This is a genomic window from Streptomyces sp. WMMB 322, assembly GCF_900090145.1.
Lineage (GTDB): Bacteria > Actinomycetota > Actinomycetes > Streptomycetales > Streptomycetaceae > Streptomyces.
The window spans coordinates 225,234-242,648 of record NZ_FMHI01000002.1 but is presented as its reverse complement, the minus strand read 5'-3'; the positions used below and the strand labels follow the sequence as shown (position 1 = coordinate 242,648).

Annotated in this window: 15 protein-coding genes and 1 riboswitch; of the genes, 8 read left to right on the top strand and 7 right to left on the bottom strand. The window is 70.9% G+C overall.

Annotation, left to right across the window (positions count from 1 at the left end):
- Window positions 1-442: 442 nt before the first annotated feature.
- A complete protein-coding gene (locus tag H180DRAFT_RS04575; RefSeq protein ID WP_055484671.1) occupies window positions 443-943 on the bottom strand; it encodes an NUDIX domain-containing protein in 501 nt (166 codons plus the stop codon).
- A 543-nt stretch (window positions 944-1,486) separates the two neighbouring features.
- Complete coding sequence (gene thiC, locus H180DRAFT_RS04570; protein ID WP_055484670.1) at window positions 1,487-3,331, bottom strand: phosphomethylpyrimidine synthase ThiC; 1,845 nt, start codon at window positions 3,329-3,331, stop codon at window positions 1,487-1,489.
- Window positions 3,324-3,466: riboswitch (TPP riboswitch) on the bottom strand. (Overlaps the previous gene by 8 nt.)
- A 75-nt stretch (window positions 3,467-3,541) precedes the next feature.
- On the opposite strand from thiC, the gene H180DRAFT_RS04565 reads away from it, so the two are divergent.
- Complete coding sequence (locus H180DRAFT_RS04565; RefSeq protein ID WP_079099841.1) at window positions 3,542-5,083, top strand: YibE/F family protein; 1,542 nt, start codon at window positions 3,542-3,544, stop codon at window positions 5,081-5,083.
- Here the strand turns inward: H180DRAFT_RS04565 and H180DRAFT_RS04560 are convergent.
- Together H180DRAFT_RS04560 and H180DRAFT_RS04555 are read right to left on the bottom strand one after the other, a co-directional pair.
- The gene (locus H180DRAFT_RS04560) at window positions 5,043-5,267 is read right to left on the bottom strand and encodes a DUF5326 family protein (protein ID WP_055484669.1); all 225 of its coding nucleotides are present in this window, start codon (window positions 5,265-5,267) and stop codon (window positions 5,043-5,045) included. The two genes, H180DRAFT_RS04565 and H180DRAFT_RS04560, sit on opposite strands and share 41 nt — an antisense overlap.
- A gap of 247 nt (window positions 5,268-5,514) precedes the next feature.
- Complete coding sequence (locus tag H180DRAFT_RS04555) at window positions 5,515-5,832, bottom strand: cupin domain-containing protein (RefSeq protein WP_055484911.1); 318 nt, start codon at window positions 5,830-5,832, stop codon at window positions 5,515-5,517.
- 121 nt (window positions 5,833-5,953) lie between these two features.
- Here H180DRAFT_RS04555 and H180DRAFT_RS04550 point away from each other — a divergent pair, with 121 nt between their 5' ends.
- The 4 genes from H180DRAFT_RS04550 to H180DRAFT_RS04535 all read left to right on the top strand — a co-directional run bounded on the left by H180DRAFT_RS04550 (window position 5,954) and on the right by H180DRAFT_RS04535 (window position 9,205).
- A complete protein-coding gene (locus tag H180DRAFT_RS04550) occupies window positions 5,954-6,334 on the top strand; it encodes a phage holin family protein (protein WP_055484668.1) in 381 nt (126 codons plus the stop codon).
- A gap of 94 nt (window positions 6,335-6,428) precedes the next feature.
- Window positions 6,429-7,007: a low molecular weight protein-tyrosine-phosphatase gene (locus H180DRAFT_RS04545; protein WP_055484667.1), complete on the top strand. Its 579-nt coding sequence runs from the start codon at window positions 6,429-6,431 to the stop codon at window positions 7,005-7,007.
- Window positions 7,007-7,930, top strand: coding sequence for a fructosamine kinase family protein (locus H180DRAFT_RS04540; RefSeq protein ID WP_055484666.1), 924 nt, complete (start codon window positions 7,007-7,009; stop codon window positions 7,928-7,930). The genes H180DRAFT_RS04545 and H180DRAFT_RS04540 overlap by 1 nt, the downstream gene beginning before the upstream one ends.
- Window positions 7,931-8,041: 111 nt before the next feature.
- A complete protein-coding gene (locus H180DRAFT_RS04535) occupies window positions 8,042-9,205 on the top strand; it encodes a cystathionine gamma-lyase (protein ID WP_055484665.1) in 1,164 nt (387 codons plus the stop codon).
- A 74-nt stretch (window positions 9,206-9,279) separates the two neighbouring features.
- On the opposite strand, the gene H180DRAFT_RS04530 is transcribed toward H180DRAFT_RS04535, so the two are convergent.
- The 3 genes from H180DRAFT_RS04530 to H180DRAFT_RS04520 form a co-directional block, all read right to left on the bottom strand.
- On the bottom strand, window positions 9,280-10,290 hold the full coding sequence (locus H180DRAFT_RS04530; RefSeq protein ID WP_055484664.1) for a hypothetical protein: 1,011 nt from the start codon (window positions 10,288-10,290) through the stop codon (window positions 9,280-9,282).
- A 319-nt stretch (window positions 10,291-10,609) separates the two neighbouring features.
- Complete coding sequence (locus H180DRAFT_RS04525; RefSeq protein ID WP_055484663.1) at window positions 10,610-11,809, bottom strand: metallophosphoesterase; 1,200 nt, start codon at window positions 11,807-11,809, stop codon at window positions 10,610-10,612.
- A gap of 262 nt (window positions 11,810-12,071) precedes the next feature.
- On the bottom strand, window positions 12,072-13,223 hold the full coding sequence (locus H180DRAFT_RS04520) for a LacI family DNA-binding transcriptional regulator (protein ID WP_055484662.1): 1,152 nt from the start codon (window positions 13,221-13,223) through the stop codon (window positions 12,072-12,074).
- A 344-nt stretch (window positions 13,224-13,567) separates the two neighbouring features.
- Between H180DRAFT_RS04520 and hisC the strand changes: the two genes are divergently transcribed.
- The 3 genes from hisC to cydB all read left to right on the top strand — a co-directional run bounded on the left by hisC (window position 13,568) and on the right by cydB (window position 17,413).
- Window positions 13,568-14,647: a histidinol-phosphate transaminase gene (hisC, locus tag H180DRAFT_RS04515; RefSeq protein ID WP_055484661.1), complete on the top strand. Its 1,080-nt coding sequence runs from the start codon at window positions 13,568-13,570 to the stop codon at window positions 14,645-14,647.
- Window positions 14,648-14,880: 233 nt separating this feature from the next.
- Window positions 14,881-16,401, top strand: coding sequence for a cytochrome ubiquinol oxidase subunit I (locus tag H180DRAFT_RS04510; RefSeq protein ID WP_055484910.1), 1,521 nt, complete (start codon window positions 14,881-14,883; stop codon window positions 16,399-16,401).
- 10 nt (window positions 16,402-16,411) lie between these two features.
- Window positions 16,412-17,413 (top strand): cytochrome d ubiquinol oxidase subunit II, encoded by a 1,002-nt coding sequence (cydB, locus tag H180DRAFT_RS04505; RefSeq protein WP_055484660.1) that lies wholly within the window; start codon window positions 16,412-16,414, stop codon window positions 17,411-17,413.
- Window positions 17,414-17,415 lie beyond the last annotated feature (2 nt).

Genomic DNA, 17,415 nt, shown 5'->3' with positions numbered 1-17,415 from the left:
GTACTGGAGGTCGACTCCGTTCCCCGGGAGGCCGGGGTGACGGAGCAGCGCATCTCCTTCATGGCCGGCAGCGTTCCGGAGCAGCGGCGCTCCCCGGCCCTGGAGTCGCCCGACGTTGCGGCGCCCGACGGTGCGGCGCCCGACGGTGCGGAGCCTTCGTCCGCATCCTCGGCTTCACCGGCCGCCGCGGCCTCCGCCGAATCCCGCGAGCAGACCGGAGCGACGGCGATGGACGGGGCCTCCGGAGCGCTCGCCGCACGTGCCGCGCAGTCCGCGGGCTTCCCCGTGAGCGGTTCCGACCCCGAGGCGTGGCGTCAGGAGGCCGAGCGTGCGCTGGCGGAGGCGCAGCGACGCGGCGTGAGAGAAACCGGGCCCTTCGAGGGCTGGTTCGGCTGAGGGGAGCGGCGGCAACGCGGGTCTCCCCGGGCGCGCCCCCGGCGGCTCATCCCATGTCGGGGGCGAGGAGCGCCAGTACGCCTTCGATGTTCTTGTCGAGGTATGCGCTCAGCGTGGGAGGCACGACGTCGACGGACGCGATGCCCTGCCGCGTGAAGGGCACCCGTACGAATTCGTACAGGCCGCACGGCTCGTCCACTTCGGGGCCGTGCCTGCGTGAGAGGTCCATCGACTCGAGGCGGCAGACGAAGAAGTGCTGCACCTTCACGCCTTCCTCGCCGTCCTCGGTGGTGTGCGGGACCGTGTCGACGAAGGCGGGGACCACGTCCGTGACCTTCGCCCCGAGTTCCTCGTCGACCTCGCGGTGCAGGGCGTCGATCACGGTGCCGTCCACGCCCGGCTCCACGCCGCCGCCGGGAGTGATCCAGTACGGCTCGCGGCCGGGCTTGGTGCGTTTGATCAGGACGAGGCGGGGTGTGCCGGTGCCGTCCGAGTCGAGGAGGAGGGCGCGGGCGGTGCGCTTGACCACGGGACGTTCATGGGTCATGGATGACGTCTGGCCCGCGGCGTGCCGTATCAAACCCTGATTGCCCGCCGCGGGTGTACGGACATCCGCGGCGGGTGTACGGACATCCGTACCTGCGACCCCGGCGGAGCCCCCGGTCCCGGAAACGTGCACAGGGCGTGGCGAATATCTCCACAGAGGTATATCGATAATATCCTCTCTGTCACTGGACACTGACGCAGAGTCAACTAATCTGGAATGGACGGTTCTTCGCGCGTTGAGCCGCCACGGGGGCGGTTCGAGGCATGAGGGGGGAGCCTCGAACCGCCCCGCCCTGCAAGGGGGTTCGGGTTCGGCCGTCGAGCCCTGCCGGCTCCGGTCCGTGCACTCGGTGCCGCCCCCTCCCGTACCGCCCCCAAGTTCCGCCCCGCAGCCGGAAGAACAGCGCTGCCCCCGGGCCGGGCCCCGCGAAAACGGGGCCGGGCCGGGGGCAGGCTGCTGCCGGTCGACACCGCTCGGTGTCACTCGGGGCTTCCCCGAGGCCGGCGGCACCGGCGGAGCGTCAGCGGGAAAGCCGGGAGCAGGTCATTCCGCCATGGGCAGATAGACCCTGTTGCCGGTCTCGGCGAACTCGCGGGACTTGGCGAGCATGCCCGCCCTGATCTCCTCCTCGCTCAGCGTCCCGTCCTCGTCGGAGCCGAACTGCTCGTTGATGCTCCTGCTGATCTTCATCGAGCAGAATTTCGGCCCGCACATCGAGCAGAAGTGAGCCGTCTTGGCGGGCTCCGCCGGCAGCGTCTCGTCGTGGAAGGCGCGCGCGGTGTCCGGATCGAGGGCCAGGTTGAACTGGTCCTCCCAGCGGAACTCGAACCGGGCGTCGGAGAGCGCGTCGTCCCACTCCTGCGCGGCGGGATGCCCCTTGGCGACGTCGGCGGCATGAGCGGCGATCTTGTACGTGATCACGCCGGTCTTGACGTCGTCCCGGTCCGGCAGCCCCAGATGTTCCTTCGGTGTGACGTAGCAGAGCATCGCCGTGCCCCACCAGCCGATCATCGCGGCGCCGATGCCGCTGGTGATGTGGTCGTAGCCGGGTGCGATGTCGGTGGTGAGCGGGCCCAGGGTGTAGAAGGGCGCCTCGTCGCACACCCGCTGCTGGCGGTCGACGTTCTCCTTGATCTTGTGCATCGGGACGTGACCAGGACCCTCGATCATCGTCTGGACGTCGTGCTCCCTGGCGATGCGGTTGAGCTCGCCGAGGGTGTCCAGCTCGGCCATCTGCGCCTCGTCGTTGGCGTCCGAGACGGAGCCGGGCCGCAGGCCGTCCCCGAGGGAGAAGGTGACGTCGTAGCTGCGCAGGATGTCGCAGAGCTCCGCGAAGTGCGTGTACAGGAAGCTCTCTTGGTGGTGCGCGAGGCACCAGGCCGCCATGATCGAGCCGCCGCGCGAGACGATGCCGGTCCTGCGGCGGGCCGTCAGCGGTACGTACCGCAGCAGCACGCCGGCGTGCACCGTCATGTAGTCGACGCCCTGCTCGCACTGCTCGACGACGGTGTCCCTGTAGACCTCCCAGCTGAGCTCCTCCGCCTTGCCGTCGACCTTCTCCAGCGCCTGGTAGAGCGGCACCGTGCCGATGGGGACGGGGGAGTTGCGCAGCACCCACTCGCGTGTGGTGTGGATGTTGCGTCCGGTGGAGAGATCCATGACGGTGTCGGCGCCCCAGCGGGTCGCCCACGTCATCTTCTCCACCTCCTCCTCGATGGACGAAGTCACCGCGGAGTTACCGATGTTGGCGTTGACCTTCACCAGGAAGTTCTTGCCGATGATCATCGGCTCGGTCTCGGGGTGGTTGACGTTGGCGGGCAGTACGGCCCGGCCCGCCGCGATCTCGTCCCGTACGAACTCGGGCGGACAGCTCTCCCGGATCGCCACGTACTCCATCTCCGGGGTCACCACTCCGCGCTTGGCGTAGGCGAGTTGGGAGACGGACGCGTGGCCGTCCGGGCCCTCGCGCCCCCGGCGGGGCCTGCGGGGGCGGCCGGGGAAGACGGCGTCGAGGCCGTCGAGTCCCCCGGTGCCGTCGCCGCCGCCGTTCCCCCGGCTCCGGCCGAGGGCGCCGCCGCGTGGCGTGGTGTGCTTGATTCCGTCGTCCTCGGGCCGCAGTTCACGGCCCGCGTACTCCTCCGTGTCGTCGCGTTCGACGATCCAGTTCTGGCGCAGCGGTGCGAGCCCGCGGCGCACGTCGGTCTCGATGGCGGGATCGGTGTACGGCCCGGATGTGTCGTAAAGCGTCACATCCCGGTCGTTGGTGAGGTGCACACGGCGGACCGGGACCCGCAGGTCCGTGCGTGATCCGCTCAGATACCCCTTGTGCCAGCCGAGTTCACGAGGCGCGTCCTCGGCCGCGGGCGTACGTGCATCCTGCATGGTCATGGGACCAACTCCCTACGCCGGCATTACCCGGTACCAGGTTCGGCGGTCGACGCAGCCGCTTCCGTCGTCCGTTGATCCGGCGACGGAGGTCAGCGCCCTCTCAGCCCCGTGCTCGGAGCTCCCGCGATTGCAAAGGCACTCCCACGCTAGCCGTATGACGGTGGTGATGAACAGACCGCCCTTCGACGGAGGCTTTGCAATGATCGGGGCGTGACTCCTACTCCGAGGTCCGGGACGGACCGGCACGCAGCAGGCTCCCCCGAACCCGCTCCGGTTCCGGAACAGGAGCGGGACGAGGAACGCCGCGCCGCGCTCGCGTACCAGCGCCGGCAGGGGCGTGCGCACGAGCACGGGCACTCCCACGCGCACGCCCACGGCCCCCCGGCTCCCGTCTCCCGGCATCTGCGCAAGGTCATCGCGGCGGTTCTGATCCCCTTCGCCGTGGCCGTCGTCGCGGGGCTCGTCCTGCTGTGGCCCGGCGGGTTGCCCGAGAAGGGCGGGCCCAGCGGCGTCGGATTCGACCGGCCCACCCTGCCGGCACGTGTCACGGCGGTGCGGGTCGTCGACTGCGAGGACGTGAACGCGCAGCCGTCCGGCGGGCAGCAGCAGCCCGGCCAGGCCCCCGGCCAGTCCGCGGGCGCCGGCGGCCAGGGCGGCACCGGGAAGCCCGGCGGCGCGTGCCGCAAGGCGACCGTCGAGGTCACCGCAGGCAAGGACAAGGGCTCCACGTTCACGGAGGTCGTCACTCCCGACGCCACCCGCACCTACTCCGCCGGGCAGGACGTCGTCGTCGCCTACGCGGCGAAGGCGCCGAAGGAGTTGCGCTACAGCGTCATCGACGTCGACCGGAAGCTGCCGATGGTGGTCCTCGCGGGCGTCTTCGCGCTGTTCGTCGTGCTGGTGGGGCGGCTGCGCGGCGTGCGGGCGCTGGTGGGTCTCGGGCTGAGTTTCGCGGTGCTGAGCCTGTTCATCCTGCCGGCGATACTCCAGGGTTCGAATCCGCTGGTGGTGGCTGTCGTCGGGGGCAGCGCGATCATGCTGGCGACGCTGTATCTGTGCCACGGGCTGTCCGCCCGTACGTCCGTGGCCGTGCTCGGAACGCTGATCTCGCTGCTGCTGATCGGCGTGCTCGGTTCGCTCTTCATCGGCTGGGCGAATCTGACGGGCAACACCGACGACCAGACCGGCCTGGTGCACGGGCTCTTCCCCGGCATCGGCATCCAGGGCCTGCTGCTGGCAGGGGTGCTGATCGGCTCGCTCGGCGTGCTCGACGACGTGACGGTCACGCAGACCTCGGCGGTGTGGGAACTGAAGGAGGCCGATCCGGGCGCCGGCTGGCGGAAGCTGTACGGCGCGGCGATGCGCATCGGGCGCGACCACATCGCCTCGGTGGTCAACACCCTGGTACTGGCCTACGCGGGCGCCGCGCTGCCCCTCATGCTGCTGTTCTCCATAGCCCGCAGCGGCGTGACGGCCGTGGCGACGAGCGAGGTCGTGGCGGAGGAGATCGTCCGCACGCTCGTCGGCTCGATCGGGCTGGTCGCCTCGGTGCCGGTCACGACGCTGCTGGCCGCCCTGGTCGTCTCCTCCGGGCGGGGGCGGGCGGCGGCCGGTGCCTCAGGAGGTGCGACCGCACCGACGGGAACGTCCGTGGCCCCCGACGGGCCCGCGCCCGCGCCGGCGTACCCGCGGGGGCGCACGGAGCCCGAGGTCACCACTCGTCGCGGCGGGAAGAGGAGGAAGCCGAAGTGAAGTGCCGGACCAGGTAGATGAGGCCACCGACGAGGGCGGCGAAGATCAGCACCTTGAAGAGGAGACCGATCAGGAAACCGACGACGCTGGCGATCAGACCCCCGAAGACGACGACGGCGATGACCGGGATCGCGACCCACTTCACCCACCACGGCAGGCTTCTCAAGATCCCCTTGGCGTCCATGCATGGCTCCTGTCGGCCGGGCCGGTCCCGCTCGGGGCGGACCGGCGCGTTACGGGCTGCTGCGCGGCGGCACCCTCGGCCACCGCTCCGCGTCGATCGCGTGCGTTCTCTCGCTGCTCGTTCGATCGCGGCACTTTCGATGCTAGAGCGCCGGGGGCCGGGCCGGGAGTGCCGCGGACCCCGGCCCTCCCCTGATCCTTCCCCCACCGCGACCCTGAGCCGTGCGGACGGGACGGACCCGGAGGATTCAGCTCTCCGGCGGCGCGAAGACGACCATCACCCGCAGGTCCTCGGTGATGTGGTGGAACTTGTGCGGCACCCCCGCCGGCACATAGACGATGCTGCCCCGTGCGACGGCGGTGGTCTCGTTCCCCACCGTGATCGCTCCGCGGCCGCTGACGACGAAGTACACCTCGTCCTGCTTGTGCGGAGTCTGCGGATCGCTCGTGCCCCGGTCCAGGGCGTAGAGCCCGACGGACATGTGGCGCTCCCGCAGGAACTGGAGGTATGCGCCCTCGTGAACGAGGCGCTGAGCCTCCAGCTCCTCCAGCCGGAACTCCTTCATCTCCCCGTCCACCCCTTGTCGATCGTCCTCGCGCCCGCGCGCCGCCGTTCCGCCCATCGCCCCGCGGAGACCTTGCGGGCCCGTGTGCGACCCCGGCGTCCGCCTCTGCAACGATCACACTATGACGAATTTCCTCATCAAGACGGTCGCGAACGCGGGTGCGCTCGCGATCGCGACGTGGCTCGTGTCCGGCATCGAACTCACCGGCGCCGACACCGCTTCGAAGGCGCTGACGCTGGTCGTCGTGGCGCTGATCTTCGGTGTCGTGAACTTCGTGGTCAAGCCGCTGCTGAAGTTCATATCCCTGCCCCTTCTGGTGCTCACCCTCGGCCTGTTCACGCTGGTCATCAACGCGCTGATGCTGATGCTCACCTCGTGGCTGTCGGACCGGCTCGACGTGAGTTTCCACGTCGACGGCTTCGGAACGGCGTTCCTGGGCGGCCTGATCATCTCGATCGTGGCGTGGGCCCTGCACATGGTTCTCCCCGACCGGGACCGATAGACCGGTCCCGCGCGCGAGGATGGAGAGCGAGAACGACAGCCCGGTAACCGGGCCGGGACCCCGCGCCCGGCACCACAGCGAACACGGAGAGCGCATGGACACCTTCCGCGTCTGTTTCGTCTGCACCGGCAACATCTGCCGCTCCCCCATGGCCGAGGCGGTCCTCCGCGCCCATGTGACGGAGGCCGGCCTGGAGGACCGGATCACGGTGAGCAGCGCCGGCACAGGCGGCTGGCACGTCGGTGAGCCGGCCGATCGGCGCACCACCGGGACGCTGGAGGCCGCCGGGTACGAACTGGCCCACCGTGCAAGGCAGTTCGAGCCGGGCTGGTTCGGGGAGCACGACCTTGTCGTCGCGCTGGACGAGGGGCACGAGCGCGAACTGCGCGCCATGGCCCGAACCCCGGACGACGTCGCGAAGGTTCGCCTGCTGCGCAGCTACGACCCGGCCGCGTCGGCGGGGATCCCCCCGGGCCCGTCAGGGGGGACGGGGGTGAACGATCGCTTCGGCCTCGACGTGCCCGACCCGTACTACGGCGGAGCGGACGGCTTCGACGAGGTGCTTCGCCTCATCGAGGCGGCCGTGCCCGGCGTCCTCGCCGAGGCGGCCGCGGCCCTGGAGGAACGGCTCGCGGGCGCCGCCGGCGGTCACCACGGGGAAGAGACTTCCTGATGCCCGCGCTCGCCGACCGAGTGGCCCAGCTGACCGGTGCCGACGAGGCCACACGGGCTTTCCCCGTGGAGGGCGGGGACATCTGCGACGCCTGGAGCATCATGCTGCGGGGCGGACGCCACGGAATGCACCGCAAGGTGTTCGCGAAGACCCTCTCCGACAGCCCGCCCGGCTTCTTCGCCGCCGAGGCCGCCGGGCTCACCCTCCTCGCGGTGACGGGCACCGTGGCCGTGCCGGACGTCCTCGCCGTCGAGGACGACCTGCTCGTACTGGAATGGCTGGAGCCCGGGGAGCCCACTCCCGAGCAGGCCCACAGCCTCGGACGCGACCTGGCCGCGCTGCACCGGACCAGTGCGCTCTCCTACGGAACTCCCGGCCGCAGCGCCTACATCGGGTCGCTGCCGCTGCCGTCCCCCTCGGCGGCCGTCACCGATCCCGCCGAGTGGCCGGCCTTCCACGCCGAGTACCGGCTTCTGCCGTTCCTGCGCCAGGCGGTCGACCGCGGCGGCATCGAACCCGCCGACGCCCGTGACGTGGAGCGGCTGTGCGAGCGGATCGACCGTATCGCCGGCCCGCCGCAGCCGCCGGCGCTCATCCACGGCGACCTGTGGTCCGGCAACGTGCACTGGACCACGTCCGCAGCCCCCGGCGCCCTGCCCGCCACCGGCGGTGGTCCTCGCGCCCGCCTCATCGACCCGGCCGCGCAGGGAGGTCATCCGGAGACGGACCTGGCGTTTCTCGAACTGTTCGGCTGTCCGCAGCTCTCCCGTATCCTCGCCGCGTACGAGGAGGTACGTCCCATCGAGGGGCGGGCCGAGCGGGTCCCTCTCCATCAGCTCCACCATCTGCTGGTGCACGCGGTCCTTTTCGGGCCGGGCTACGGCGCGAAGTGCGGGGAAGCCGCGCGTGCCGCGCTGGGCTGAGGAGCGCACTCCCACGGGCAACGCACGCCCAGGAGACGCACAGGAGACGCACGCCCCAGGAGACGCACAGGGCACCGGCCCTGCAGCCGCGCATCACGGGAGAGCACAACCATGACCAGTGACAGCGACGCCACAAGGGTCGTACGGGCCGGACTGCCGGAGGAGCAGCCGTACGAACCCCCGCTGCCCGGGCCCGTCTTCGCGGCCCACTACCACCTGCCGGGAGACGTCGGCGACGCACCCTACGCGTACGGGCGGGACGCCAACCCCACGTGGACCGCCCTCGAAAGTGCCATCGGCGAGCTGGAGTCGCCGGACGGCGGGCCGCGCGCCGGCGGAACGGGCGTGCACACCGTCTCCTTCGCCTCCGGCATGGGCGCCGTCTCCGCCGTGCTGCTCTCCCGTGCCCGCCCCGGCAGTGCCGTCGTACTGCCCGACGACGGCTACAACCTCCTCGTACCGGTGCGGGAGCGCCTCAGCGAACTCGGCGTGGAGGTCCGCACCGCACCGACCGCCGGCGACGCCCAACTCGGCCTGCTCGAGGGGGCCTCGCTGCTGTGGATCGAATCGCCGTCCAACCCCGGCCTGGACGTGTGCGACATCCGGCGGCTGGCAGACGCCGCGCACGAACGCGGCGCGCTGGTCGCCGTCGACAACACCCTCGCCACGCCGCTCGGCCAGCGTCCCCTCGAACTCGGCGCGGACTTCTCCGTGGCGAGCGGCACCAAGGCGCTCACCGGACACGGCGACGTGCTCCTGGGATACGTCAGCTGCCGCGACGCCGGACTCGCCGGCTCGGTACGGCAGTGGCGCAAGCTGGCCGGGGCGATTCCCGGGCCGATGGAAGCCTGGCTCGCGCACCGCTCACTGGCGACGCTCGACCTGCGCACCCACCGGCAGGCGGCCGGTGCCCTAGCCGTCGCACGCGCACTGCTCGACCGCCCGGAGGTCACCGGCGTGCGGCACCCCGGCCTGCCGGACGACCCCGCGTACGGGACGGCTGTGCGGCAGATGCGGCGCTTCGGCTGCGTCGTCTCGTTCACGCTGCCCGGCAAGGAGCACGCGGAACGGTTCCTCGGGGCGCTGCGCCTCGTCGACGAGGCGACCAGCTTCGGCGGCGTGCGCTCCACGGCCGAGCGGCGCGGGCGGTGGGGCGGGGACGCCGTGCCGGAGGGCTTCGTGCGGATGTCGGTCGGTGTGGAGGACCCGGACGATCTGACGGCGGACGTGCTGCGCGCCCTGGACGTGGCCGCAGCGGAACGTCCCAGGTCGTGATGTCCAGGGAGGTCGTAATAGGCCGTCCCGCAGCTGCGGGGCACGCCGGTGCGTCCCGGCGCGGGTGCGGGTGGCTACTCCGGTTTGTGGTCGGGGCCGCCGTAGTCCGGGCTGGAGTAGTCCGGGCTCGAGTAGCGCGGGCGGAGACTCTCCTTGCCGTCCGACGGACTGCGGCTGGAGAAGTCGGGGCCCGAGTAGCCGAGCCGTGGGGTTCGCTCCTCGCTGCGCGCTGCATCCGTCGCAGACGCGGACGAGGAGCCCGGGCCGCGGTCCGCACGCCCACGGGCGTCGCCGCCGGTGCCTGCTCCGGTCGGCTCCCCGCCCGGCTGAGCTGCCAGAACGTCTGCGAGGAAGGGCACTATCCCGCGTTCCAGCAGCGCTTCGCGCCAGACCGAGCGGGCAGCCGAGACCTCCCCGGCCAGCCGGGTCTCGCCCTCCGCGCCGTCGGCCGTTCCCGCCGCCTCGCCCCTGAGGGCGCCCGCCCCGTGCCGTCTGGCCGTGAGCCACAGCTCGGTCATCGCCACGACGATCCCGGCGGCGGCCAGCACGGCGAAGACCCAGCCCGCGTCGCGCATCGGCGACGCGATGGACGGCTCCGGCGAGAGCACCCGCAGCAGATTTCCCAGCAGCAGGAAGATGACCGCTGCCGACCCCGCCAGCAGCGGAACCAGCACGGAGACCATGGCGAGCAGGCCTGCGCCCGCCGTCTCGCCGACTCCCGCGTTCACGCCGGCCAGGCTCAACCCGCCTCCGGCGCCCGGATGTTCGCCGTCGCCGGCTCTTCCGTCGCCGTCCGGTCGCCGGCCCGAGGACGACGGGCCGGACTCCGCGGTGCCGGAGACGTCGGCTGCGGGCCCCCGCAGCCGGGTTCGCAGAGCGACGTACCGCTCGTACTCCTCGGCGGCGTCCGCGGCGATGGCGCTCGCTGAGCTGAGAGCCATGACGCGCAGCTGCTGCGCGCTGATGTGCTCGCCCACCGCAGCCAGGACAGGACGCCTGCCTGCGTCACGCAGAGCCTCGTCAACCGCCCGTTCGAAATCGGGCCGGTCTTCGGGCAGCAGGTGCGGAGCGGTGTTCATGTGCATCCCCCGATGCTCCGTAGGGCCTTCGGCGGCCGGTTGGGGGCGCCTCCCTTGCCACCAGGCCAAGGGGGAGGGCGGGGCAGCCCCGGCGAAGGATAGGCGAATTCGCAGTGGCAGAACCGATATTAGAGGGAGCTTGGCACTTCCCGAGGGTGAGTTTCCGGTAATTGACCCTTCGCAGCAATGCGTTCCGCGCCGTTGTGCGCCTGCCCGGGCCCGCGTACGCCCGGCTGCCTTCCGGGCCGGGCGGCGGGGACGGGGCCCCCGGCAGAGCGAGGGGTGGGGTTTCGCCGGCGGGTTGCGAGGAGGAGGACCCGGCTGTTCAGTCGCCCAACGGCAGTTGTGTGACGAGGAGTTTCCCGTCCATCGTCACGCCGCCGTCCATGGCGATGGCGAGACCGTCGGCGTACAGGTGCGGGCCGGTCACCTCGGGGAGTGCGTCCTCCTCGGCCTCCGCTCCGTCGCCCGTGCCGACGGCGCCGTTGCCCGCCGCTTCGCCGAGCAGATACGGGATGGGGCTGTGGCCGTGCACGATCTGCCGCCCGCCGAAGACGGTGAGCAGCTCGCGTGCGGCCAGTGAACCGGTCTCCTCGCGGAACGCGAAGCGCTTGGTGAACTTGCGGAACAGGTCCCAGGTCTCGTCGGCGTCGTTGCGCTGCAGGGCTTCGGTGACGGCGTCGTTGACGGCTTCGATCGTCGTGCCGTACTCGAGATAGCAGGTGGCGTCGGAGTGGAGCAGGAGATGGCCGTCGGCGAGGGCCATCGCGTCGAGGCGTGACATCCACTGGATGTGGTGGTCCTCGAGCCGTTCCATGTCCGACTGCTGGCCGCCGTTGAGCAGCCACGCGGCCTGGAACGAGGCAGTCCCGGCACTGGAGTTGACGGGCGTGTCCCCGAACTTCTTGGCTCCGATGAGAAGGAGTTCGTGATTGCCCATCAGCGCCTTGCAGTAGCCGCCCGCCGCGGCGGCCTGCGCGGAGAGATGCATGACGAGGTCGATGACGCCGATGCCGTCGGGACCGCGGTCGGTGAAGTCACCGAGGAACCACAGCCGGGTGTTGCCCGCCGCCCAGTTGTCGTCCCTGTCGGTGATGCCCGCGTCGCGCAGCGCGTCGCGCAGCTCGTCGAGGTAGCCGTGCACATCGCCTACGACGTACAGCGGGCCGGAGCCCTCCTCGGTCACGGGCTCGGTGGCGACGTCGACGAGCGTCGGCTCGTGTCCCTCGCCCGAGGCGCCGGAGCCGACCACCGGCAGGTCCCGCTCGGTGGGCGTGTATCCCTCGTCGGGTTCGCCGGGGTGCTCCTTCTCCCGCGGGGTCTCCCGCGACGGAGCGGACGTGTCTTCCCACGCGGACGGGGGCGTGCGCACGTGCTCGCCGTGAGGGACGGTGCCGGCCGCGGGGGGCTGCGCGGCGGGAGTCCCGGGTGTTCCCCGGTCCCCGGTTCCGTGCGCGGCGGCATCGCCGCCCTGCCACATCGCGGGTCCTCGACCGGCCCCCTGAGTCATCGACCCCTCCACCATCGCGTGCCGCCGTGCACCTGTCCGGACCTCGCCCTGCCTGCTCCGACGGGGCCGCCCGCCCCTCGCCTGTCACGCCGAACCAGGGGTCCACACTTGCACAGGCCGGGATCGGGTCCCGGTGTCGTGCGCCCCATCATAGGAACGCCGGTGGGGGCTTGTGACGCACCTGGGGGCGGCAATTGCGGCTCGCGGAGCGGTGGCTGGCGCATTCCTCCGCAAATCCCCCTCTCGTCGGCGGCTCGTCGCATGGTCCGAATGCCTGTCAGGGGTCCGCCGGACCGGCCGGCCCGGGCTTGTTCCCGGGGGAGCGGGGCGCGCTGACGGTGGTGCGGGGCGGGCGGCGCTGGGAGGACGTGCGGACGACGAGGTCCGTCGGCATCACATGGTGGACCGGCGCGTCGCCGCCGACGCCCTCGATGGCGTCGATCAGGAGCTGGATGACGGTGTTGCCGATGCGGCCGGGCTTGAGCGAGAGCGTGGTGATGGGGGGCTCCGTCGTGGCGTAGACGCCGGACTCGCTGCAGCACACCAGCAGCAGGTCCTCGGGCACGCGCAGCCCGTAGCGGCGTGCTGCCGCCAGCAGGTCCGTGCCGTTGGGGTCGAAGAGTCCGTACACCGCGTCGGGGCGGTCGGGCCTGGCCAGCAGCCGGTCGGCGGCGACGGCGCCGGCGCAGTGGTCGTGCGCCGGGTAGTGCTCGTAGACGGGTTCCTGGCCGACGCGGGCGCACCAGTCCAGGTAGGCGGTGGTCGACAGCCGCGTGTAGGTGTCGGTGCTGGTGCCGGTGAGCAGTCCGATGCGGCGGGCGCCTGACTCGGCGAGGTGGTCGAGGAGGCCTCGGACGGCCTCCTCGTGGTCGTTGTCGACCCAGGCGGTGACGGGCAGCGAGCCGGCGGGGCGCCCGTCGGAGACGACGGGCAGACCCGAGCGGACGAGTTCGGTGACGACCGGGTCCTCGTCGGAGGGGTCGATGACGACGGTGCCGTCGAGTGCGACGTTCGACCACAGGTCGTGCCAGGAGGTGGCGGGAAGAATCACCAGCGCGTATCCCCGTGCGAGCGCTGCCGAGGTGGCGGCCCTGGCCATCTCGGCGAAGTAGGCGAACTCGGTGAAGGTGAACGGTTCTTCGCCGTACGTGGTGACCGTGAGTCCGATCAGGCCGGACTTTCCGGTGCGGAGCGTACGGGCGGCCGCCGAGGGCCGGTAGCCCAGGCGCTGGGCGACCTCGCGCACGTGGCTGCGGGTGGCGTCGGGGAGGCGGCCCTTGCCGTTGAGCGCGTCGGAGACAGTCGTGATCGAGACACCGGCCGCGGCGGCGACATCGCGGATGCCCGCGCGTCCGCTCAGCCGGCTCCCCCCGCGTGCCCGGCGCGAGGCCGATGTCCGGCTTACCTGATGCTTCTCTGCTGCTGTCATGGCGCCCCGATCGTAGGCACGTGGCGGAGGGGGTGCCGGACACTCCAGTGTGACCCCAGAAGGCACGATTCTGCATGTGCGGAGCACGCCAACTGCCTTGCAATACATGGAAGTTGACGATCCATCATGAACTTTGGCCTCCTCGGTGGGCGGTTGCGCCGACGGACACGGCCATGTTGCGAGGAGGTCTCAACTCACCTTCATGAGTGATGCGCGCCACGGCTCAAGCCACCAGCGCGGAAGGGCGTGAGAGGGCTCATGGTGCAAGCCCGTACGCTCCTTGCCTGATTCCTCTTAGGGTTAGCAGCATTGATGCAGGCGGCAGGGACGAGGAGGAGTCAGCGGTGAGTGAGAACAAGCCCAGGCTGCGCGGCGCGCTCGAAGGCATTCCCACGTACAAGCCGGGCCGGCCGGCCTCCTCGGGGCCCGCCGCGTACAAGCTGTCCTCGAACGAGAACCCCTGCCCCCCGCTCCCCGGCGTGCTGGAGGCGATGACCGCCGCCGCCGGCGCGGCCAACCGCTACCCGGACATGGCCTGCACCGGCCTGATGGAGGCGATCGCGAGCCGCTTCGGCGTCCCCGTCGAGCATGTGGCCACCGGCACCGGCTCGGTCGGCGTCGCACAGCAGCTGCTGCAGAGCACGGCGGGCCCCGGTGACGAAGTGATCTACGCCTGGCGGTCGTTCGAGGCGTACCCGATCATCACCCAGATCTCCGGCGCCGCGTCGGTGCAGGTGCCCCTCACCGACGGCGAGGAGCACGACCTGGACGCCATGGCCGACGCCGTCACCGACCGCACCCGGCTGATCTTCGTCTGCAACCCCAACAACCCGACGGGCGTGGCCATCCCGCGGGACGCCCTGGAGCGGTTCCTCGACCGGGTCCCGGACGATGTCCTGGTGGTTCTGGACGAGGCCTACCGCGAGTTCGTGCGCGACGAGACCGTCGTCGACGGCCTGGATCTCTACCGTGACCGCCCCAACGTGTGCGTGCTGCGCACCTTCTCCAAGGCGTACGGCCTGGCCGGCCTCCGGGTCGGCTTCGCGGTCGCGCACGAGCCCGTCGCCGCCGCGCTGCGCAAGACCGCGGTGCCCTTCGGCGTCAGCCAGGTCGCCCAGGACGCGGCGGTCGCCTCGCTGCGCAGCGAGAACGAACTGCTCGAGAGGGTCGAAGGGCTCGTCGCCGAGCGCGCCCGCGTCTCGCGCGAACTGGTCGCACAGGGCTGGACGGTTCCGGCCTCGCAGGCCAACTTCGTGTGGCTGCGTCTCGGGGACCGTACGAGCGCCTTCGCCGGGCTGTGCGAGAAGGCGGGCGTGATGATCAGGCCGTTCCCGGGCGAGGGAGTGCGAGTCACGGTGGGGGAGAGCGAGGCGAACGACATCTTCCTGCAGACCGCCGCGGCCTTCCGCAAGAGCGAGTTCTGACCCCCGGCTTCCGTCCCCGCGGAACGGCCCCCGCACCTGAAGCCTGGTGCGGGGGGCGTTCCGCGTTCCGGGGACCCCCTCGCCGTGTCCGAAAAGCCCGGTCGTACGATGTCTTGTGAATGTGAACGCATTCACGAGTACCTTGTGCGGTCCGGTCACAGCCGTCCGAACGCGGATGAATCTCTCGCCGGCTACCGGCCGCAGCCGCGAGGCAAAGGAGAGAGCCCGTGGAGATGGCAGCACTGGCGCCGGAGACCCTGGCGCGCTGGCAGTTCGGCGTCACGACCGTCTACCACTTCCTGTTCGTCCCGCTGACGATCTCCCTCGCCGCGCTCGTCGCCGGCCTGGAGACGGCCTGGGTGCGCACGGGCAGGGAGATGTACCTCAGGTCCACCAAGTTCTGGGGCAAGCTCTTCCTGATCAATATCGCCCTCGGTGTGGTGACCGGCATCCTGCAGGAGTTCCAGTTCGGCATGAACTGGTCGGACTACTCCCGGTTCGTCGGCGACGTCTTCGGAGCGCCCCTCGCCTTCGAGGCGCTCGTCGCGTTCTTCTTCGAGTCCACCTTCATCGGCCTGTGGATCTTCGGCTGGGACAAGCTGCCCAAGCACATCCACGCGGGATGCATGTGGATGGTGGCTCTCGGCACCGTCCTGTCCGCGTACTTCATCCTCGCCGCCAACTCCTGGATGCAGCACCCCGTCGGCTACCGCATGAACGCCGAGAACGGACGTGCCGAACTCACCGACTTCATGCAGGTGCTCACGCAGAACACGGCGCTGGCGCAGTTCGGGCACACCCTCGTCGCCGCCTTCCTCACCGGCGGGGCGTTCATGGTCGGCATCGCCGCGTACCACCTGATGCGGGGGCGGCACGTGCCCGTGATGCGCTCCTCGATGCGGCTCGGACTGGTCGTGATGGTGGTGGCCGGAGTGCTCACGGCCGTCACCGGCGACCGGCTGGCGAAGATCATGTACGAGCAGCAGCCGATGAAGATGGCCTCCGCCGAAGCGCTCTGGGACACCCAGGCGCCCGCGCCGTTCTCGCTCTTCGCCTACGGCGACGTGGAGAAGGGCCACAACGAGGTCGCCCTGGAGGTCCCCGGACTGCTCTCGTTCCTCGCGCACGACAACTTCTCCGAGGCCGTGCCCGGCATCAACGACACCAACGAGGCGATGCGCGAGAAGTACGGCGACAAGCTCGGCATCGACGACTTCCGGCCCAACATCCCGCTCGCCTACTGGTCGTTCCGGTGGATGATCGGCTTCGGGATGACCTCCTTCGCGCTCGGTGCGGCAGGGCTGTATCTCACCCGGCGCAGGCTCTGGCTCTCACCACGCCTGCGCACCGCCGACGACGAGGTTCCGCGACTGGCCCTCACCCGCGACCGCGAACTCGGCCCCGCCCTCACCCGCTGGTACTGGCGCCTCGCGCTGTACACCCTGGCGTTCCCGCTGATCGCCAACTCGTGGGGCTGGATCTTCACCGAGACCGGCCGCCAGCCCTGGGTCGTCTTCGGTGTGCTGCCCACGGCCGCGGGGGTCTCCCCCAGCGTCAGCCAGGGCGAAGTGGTCACCTCCATGAGCGTCTTCATCGCCCTGTACGCGCTGCTCGCCGCCATCGAGGTCAAGCTGCTGGCGAAGTACGTCAAGGCCGGACCGCCGGAGCTGACCGAATCCGACCTCAACCCGCCCACCCGGATCGGCGGGCACGACAGCGACGACCCCGACCGGCCCATGGCCTTCTCGTACTGAGGAGCACGCGATGCAGCTTCACGACCTCTGGTTCGCGGTGATCGCCGTGCTGTGGACCGGCTACTTCTTCCTCGAAGGCTTCGACTTCGGCGTCGGGGTCCTCACCCGGCTCCTCGCCCGCGACCGCGGGGAGCGGCGGGTGCTGATCAACACCATCGGGCCCGTGTGGGACGGCAACGAGGTGTGGCTGATCACGGCCGCCAGCGCCACCTTCGCCGCGTTCCCCGACTGGTACGCGACGCTCTTCTCCGGCTTCTACCTGCCGCTGCTGGTCATCCTGGTCTGCCTTATCGTCCGCGGAGTCGCCTTCGAGTACCGCGCCAAGCGCCAGGAGACGAAGTGGCAGGACCGCTGGGAGCGGGCCCTGTTCGTCACCTCGCTGCTGCCGGCCTTCCTGTGGGGTCTGGTCTTCGCCAACCTCGTACGGGGCGTTCCCATCGACGCGGACAAGAACTACGCGGGCGGGCTCGCCGACCTCCTCGGCCCGTACGCGCTGCTCGGCGGGCTCGTGACGCTCACCCTCTTCACCTTCCACGGGGCGGTGTTCACCGCGCTCAAGACGACGGGCGGCATCCGTCCGCGCGCCCGGCGCCTGGCCACGGTGACGGGCCCGTTCTGCGGCGTGATCACCGCCGGATTCCTCACCTGGACGCAGCTGGACTCCGGCGACGGCAGGAGCCTCGTCGCGTCCGCGGTCGCCGTGGCCGCCCTCCTCGCCGCCGTCGTGGCGGGCGGCGCCGCCCGCGAGGGCTGGGCGTTCGGTCTGTCCGGGGTGACCGTTGCCGCGTGGACGGCGGCGCTGTTCTTCGCGCTCTTCCCGGACGTCATGCCCTCCTCGCTCGACCCGCGCTGGAGCCTGACGGCTGAGAACGCCGCCTCCAACCCGTACACCCTGAAGATCATGACGTGGTGCGCGGCGTTCGCCACCCCGGTCGTGATGCTCTACCAGGGCTGGACGTACTGGGTCTTCCGCAAGCGCATCGGAACCCGGCACATCGCCGGGAACCACTGAGG

Coding starts and splice junctions, on each gene's coding strand:
- H180DRAFT_RS04575 (WP_055484671.1), bottom strand. CDS start 943: ATGACCCATGAACGTCCCGTGGTCAAGCGCACCGCCCGCGCCCTCCTC.
- thiC (WP_055484670.1), bottom strand. CDS start 3,331: ATGACCATGCAGGATGCACGTACGCCCGCGGCCGAGGACGCGCCTCGT.
- H180DRAFT_RS04560 (WP_055484669.1), bottom strand. CDS start 5,267: ATGGACGCCAAGGGGATCTTGAGAAGCCTGCCGTGGTGGGTGAAGTGG.
- H180DRAFT_RS04555 (WP_055484911.1), bottom strand. CDS start 5,832: ATGAAGGAGTTCCGGCTGGAGGAGCTGGAGGCTCAGCGCCTCGTTCAC.
- H180DRAFT_RS04550 (WP_055484668.1), top strand. CDS start 5,954: ATGACGAATTTCCTCATCAAGACGGTCGCGAACGCGGGTGCGCTCGCG.
- H180DRAFT_RS04545 (WP_055484667.1), top strand. CDS start 6,429: ATGGACACCTTCCGCGTCTGTTTCGTCTGCACCGGCAACATCTGCCGC.
- H180DRAFT_RS04540 (WP_055484666.1), top strand. CDS start 7,007: ATGCCCGCGCTCGCCGACCGAGTGGCCCAGCTGACCGGTGCCGACGAG.
- H180DRAFT_RS04535 (WP_055484665.1), top strand. CDS start 8,042: ATGACCAGTGACAGCGACGCCACAAGGGTCGTACGGGCCGGACTGCCG.
- H180DRAFT_RS04530 (WP_055484664.1), bottom strand. CDS start 10,290: ATGCACATGAACACCGCTCCGCACCTGCTGCCCGAAGACCGGCCCGAT.
- H180DRAFT_RS04525 (WP_055484663.1), bottom strand. CDS start 11,809: ATGGTGGAGGGGTCGATGACTCAGGGGGCCGGTCGAGGACCCGCGATG.
- H180DRAFT_RS04520 (WP_055484662.1), bottom strand. CDS start 13,223: ATGACAGCAGCAGAGAAGCATCAGGTAAGCCGGACATCGGCCTCGCGC.
- H180DRAFT_RS04510 (WP_055484910.1), top strand. CDS start 14,881: ATGGCAGCACTGGCGCCGGAGACCCTGGCGCGCTGGCAGTTCGGCGTC.
- cydB (WP_055484660.1), top strand. CDS start 16,412: ATGCAGCTTCACGACCTCTGGTTCGCGGTGATCGCCGTGCTGTGGACC.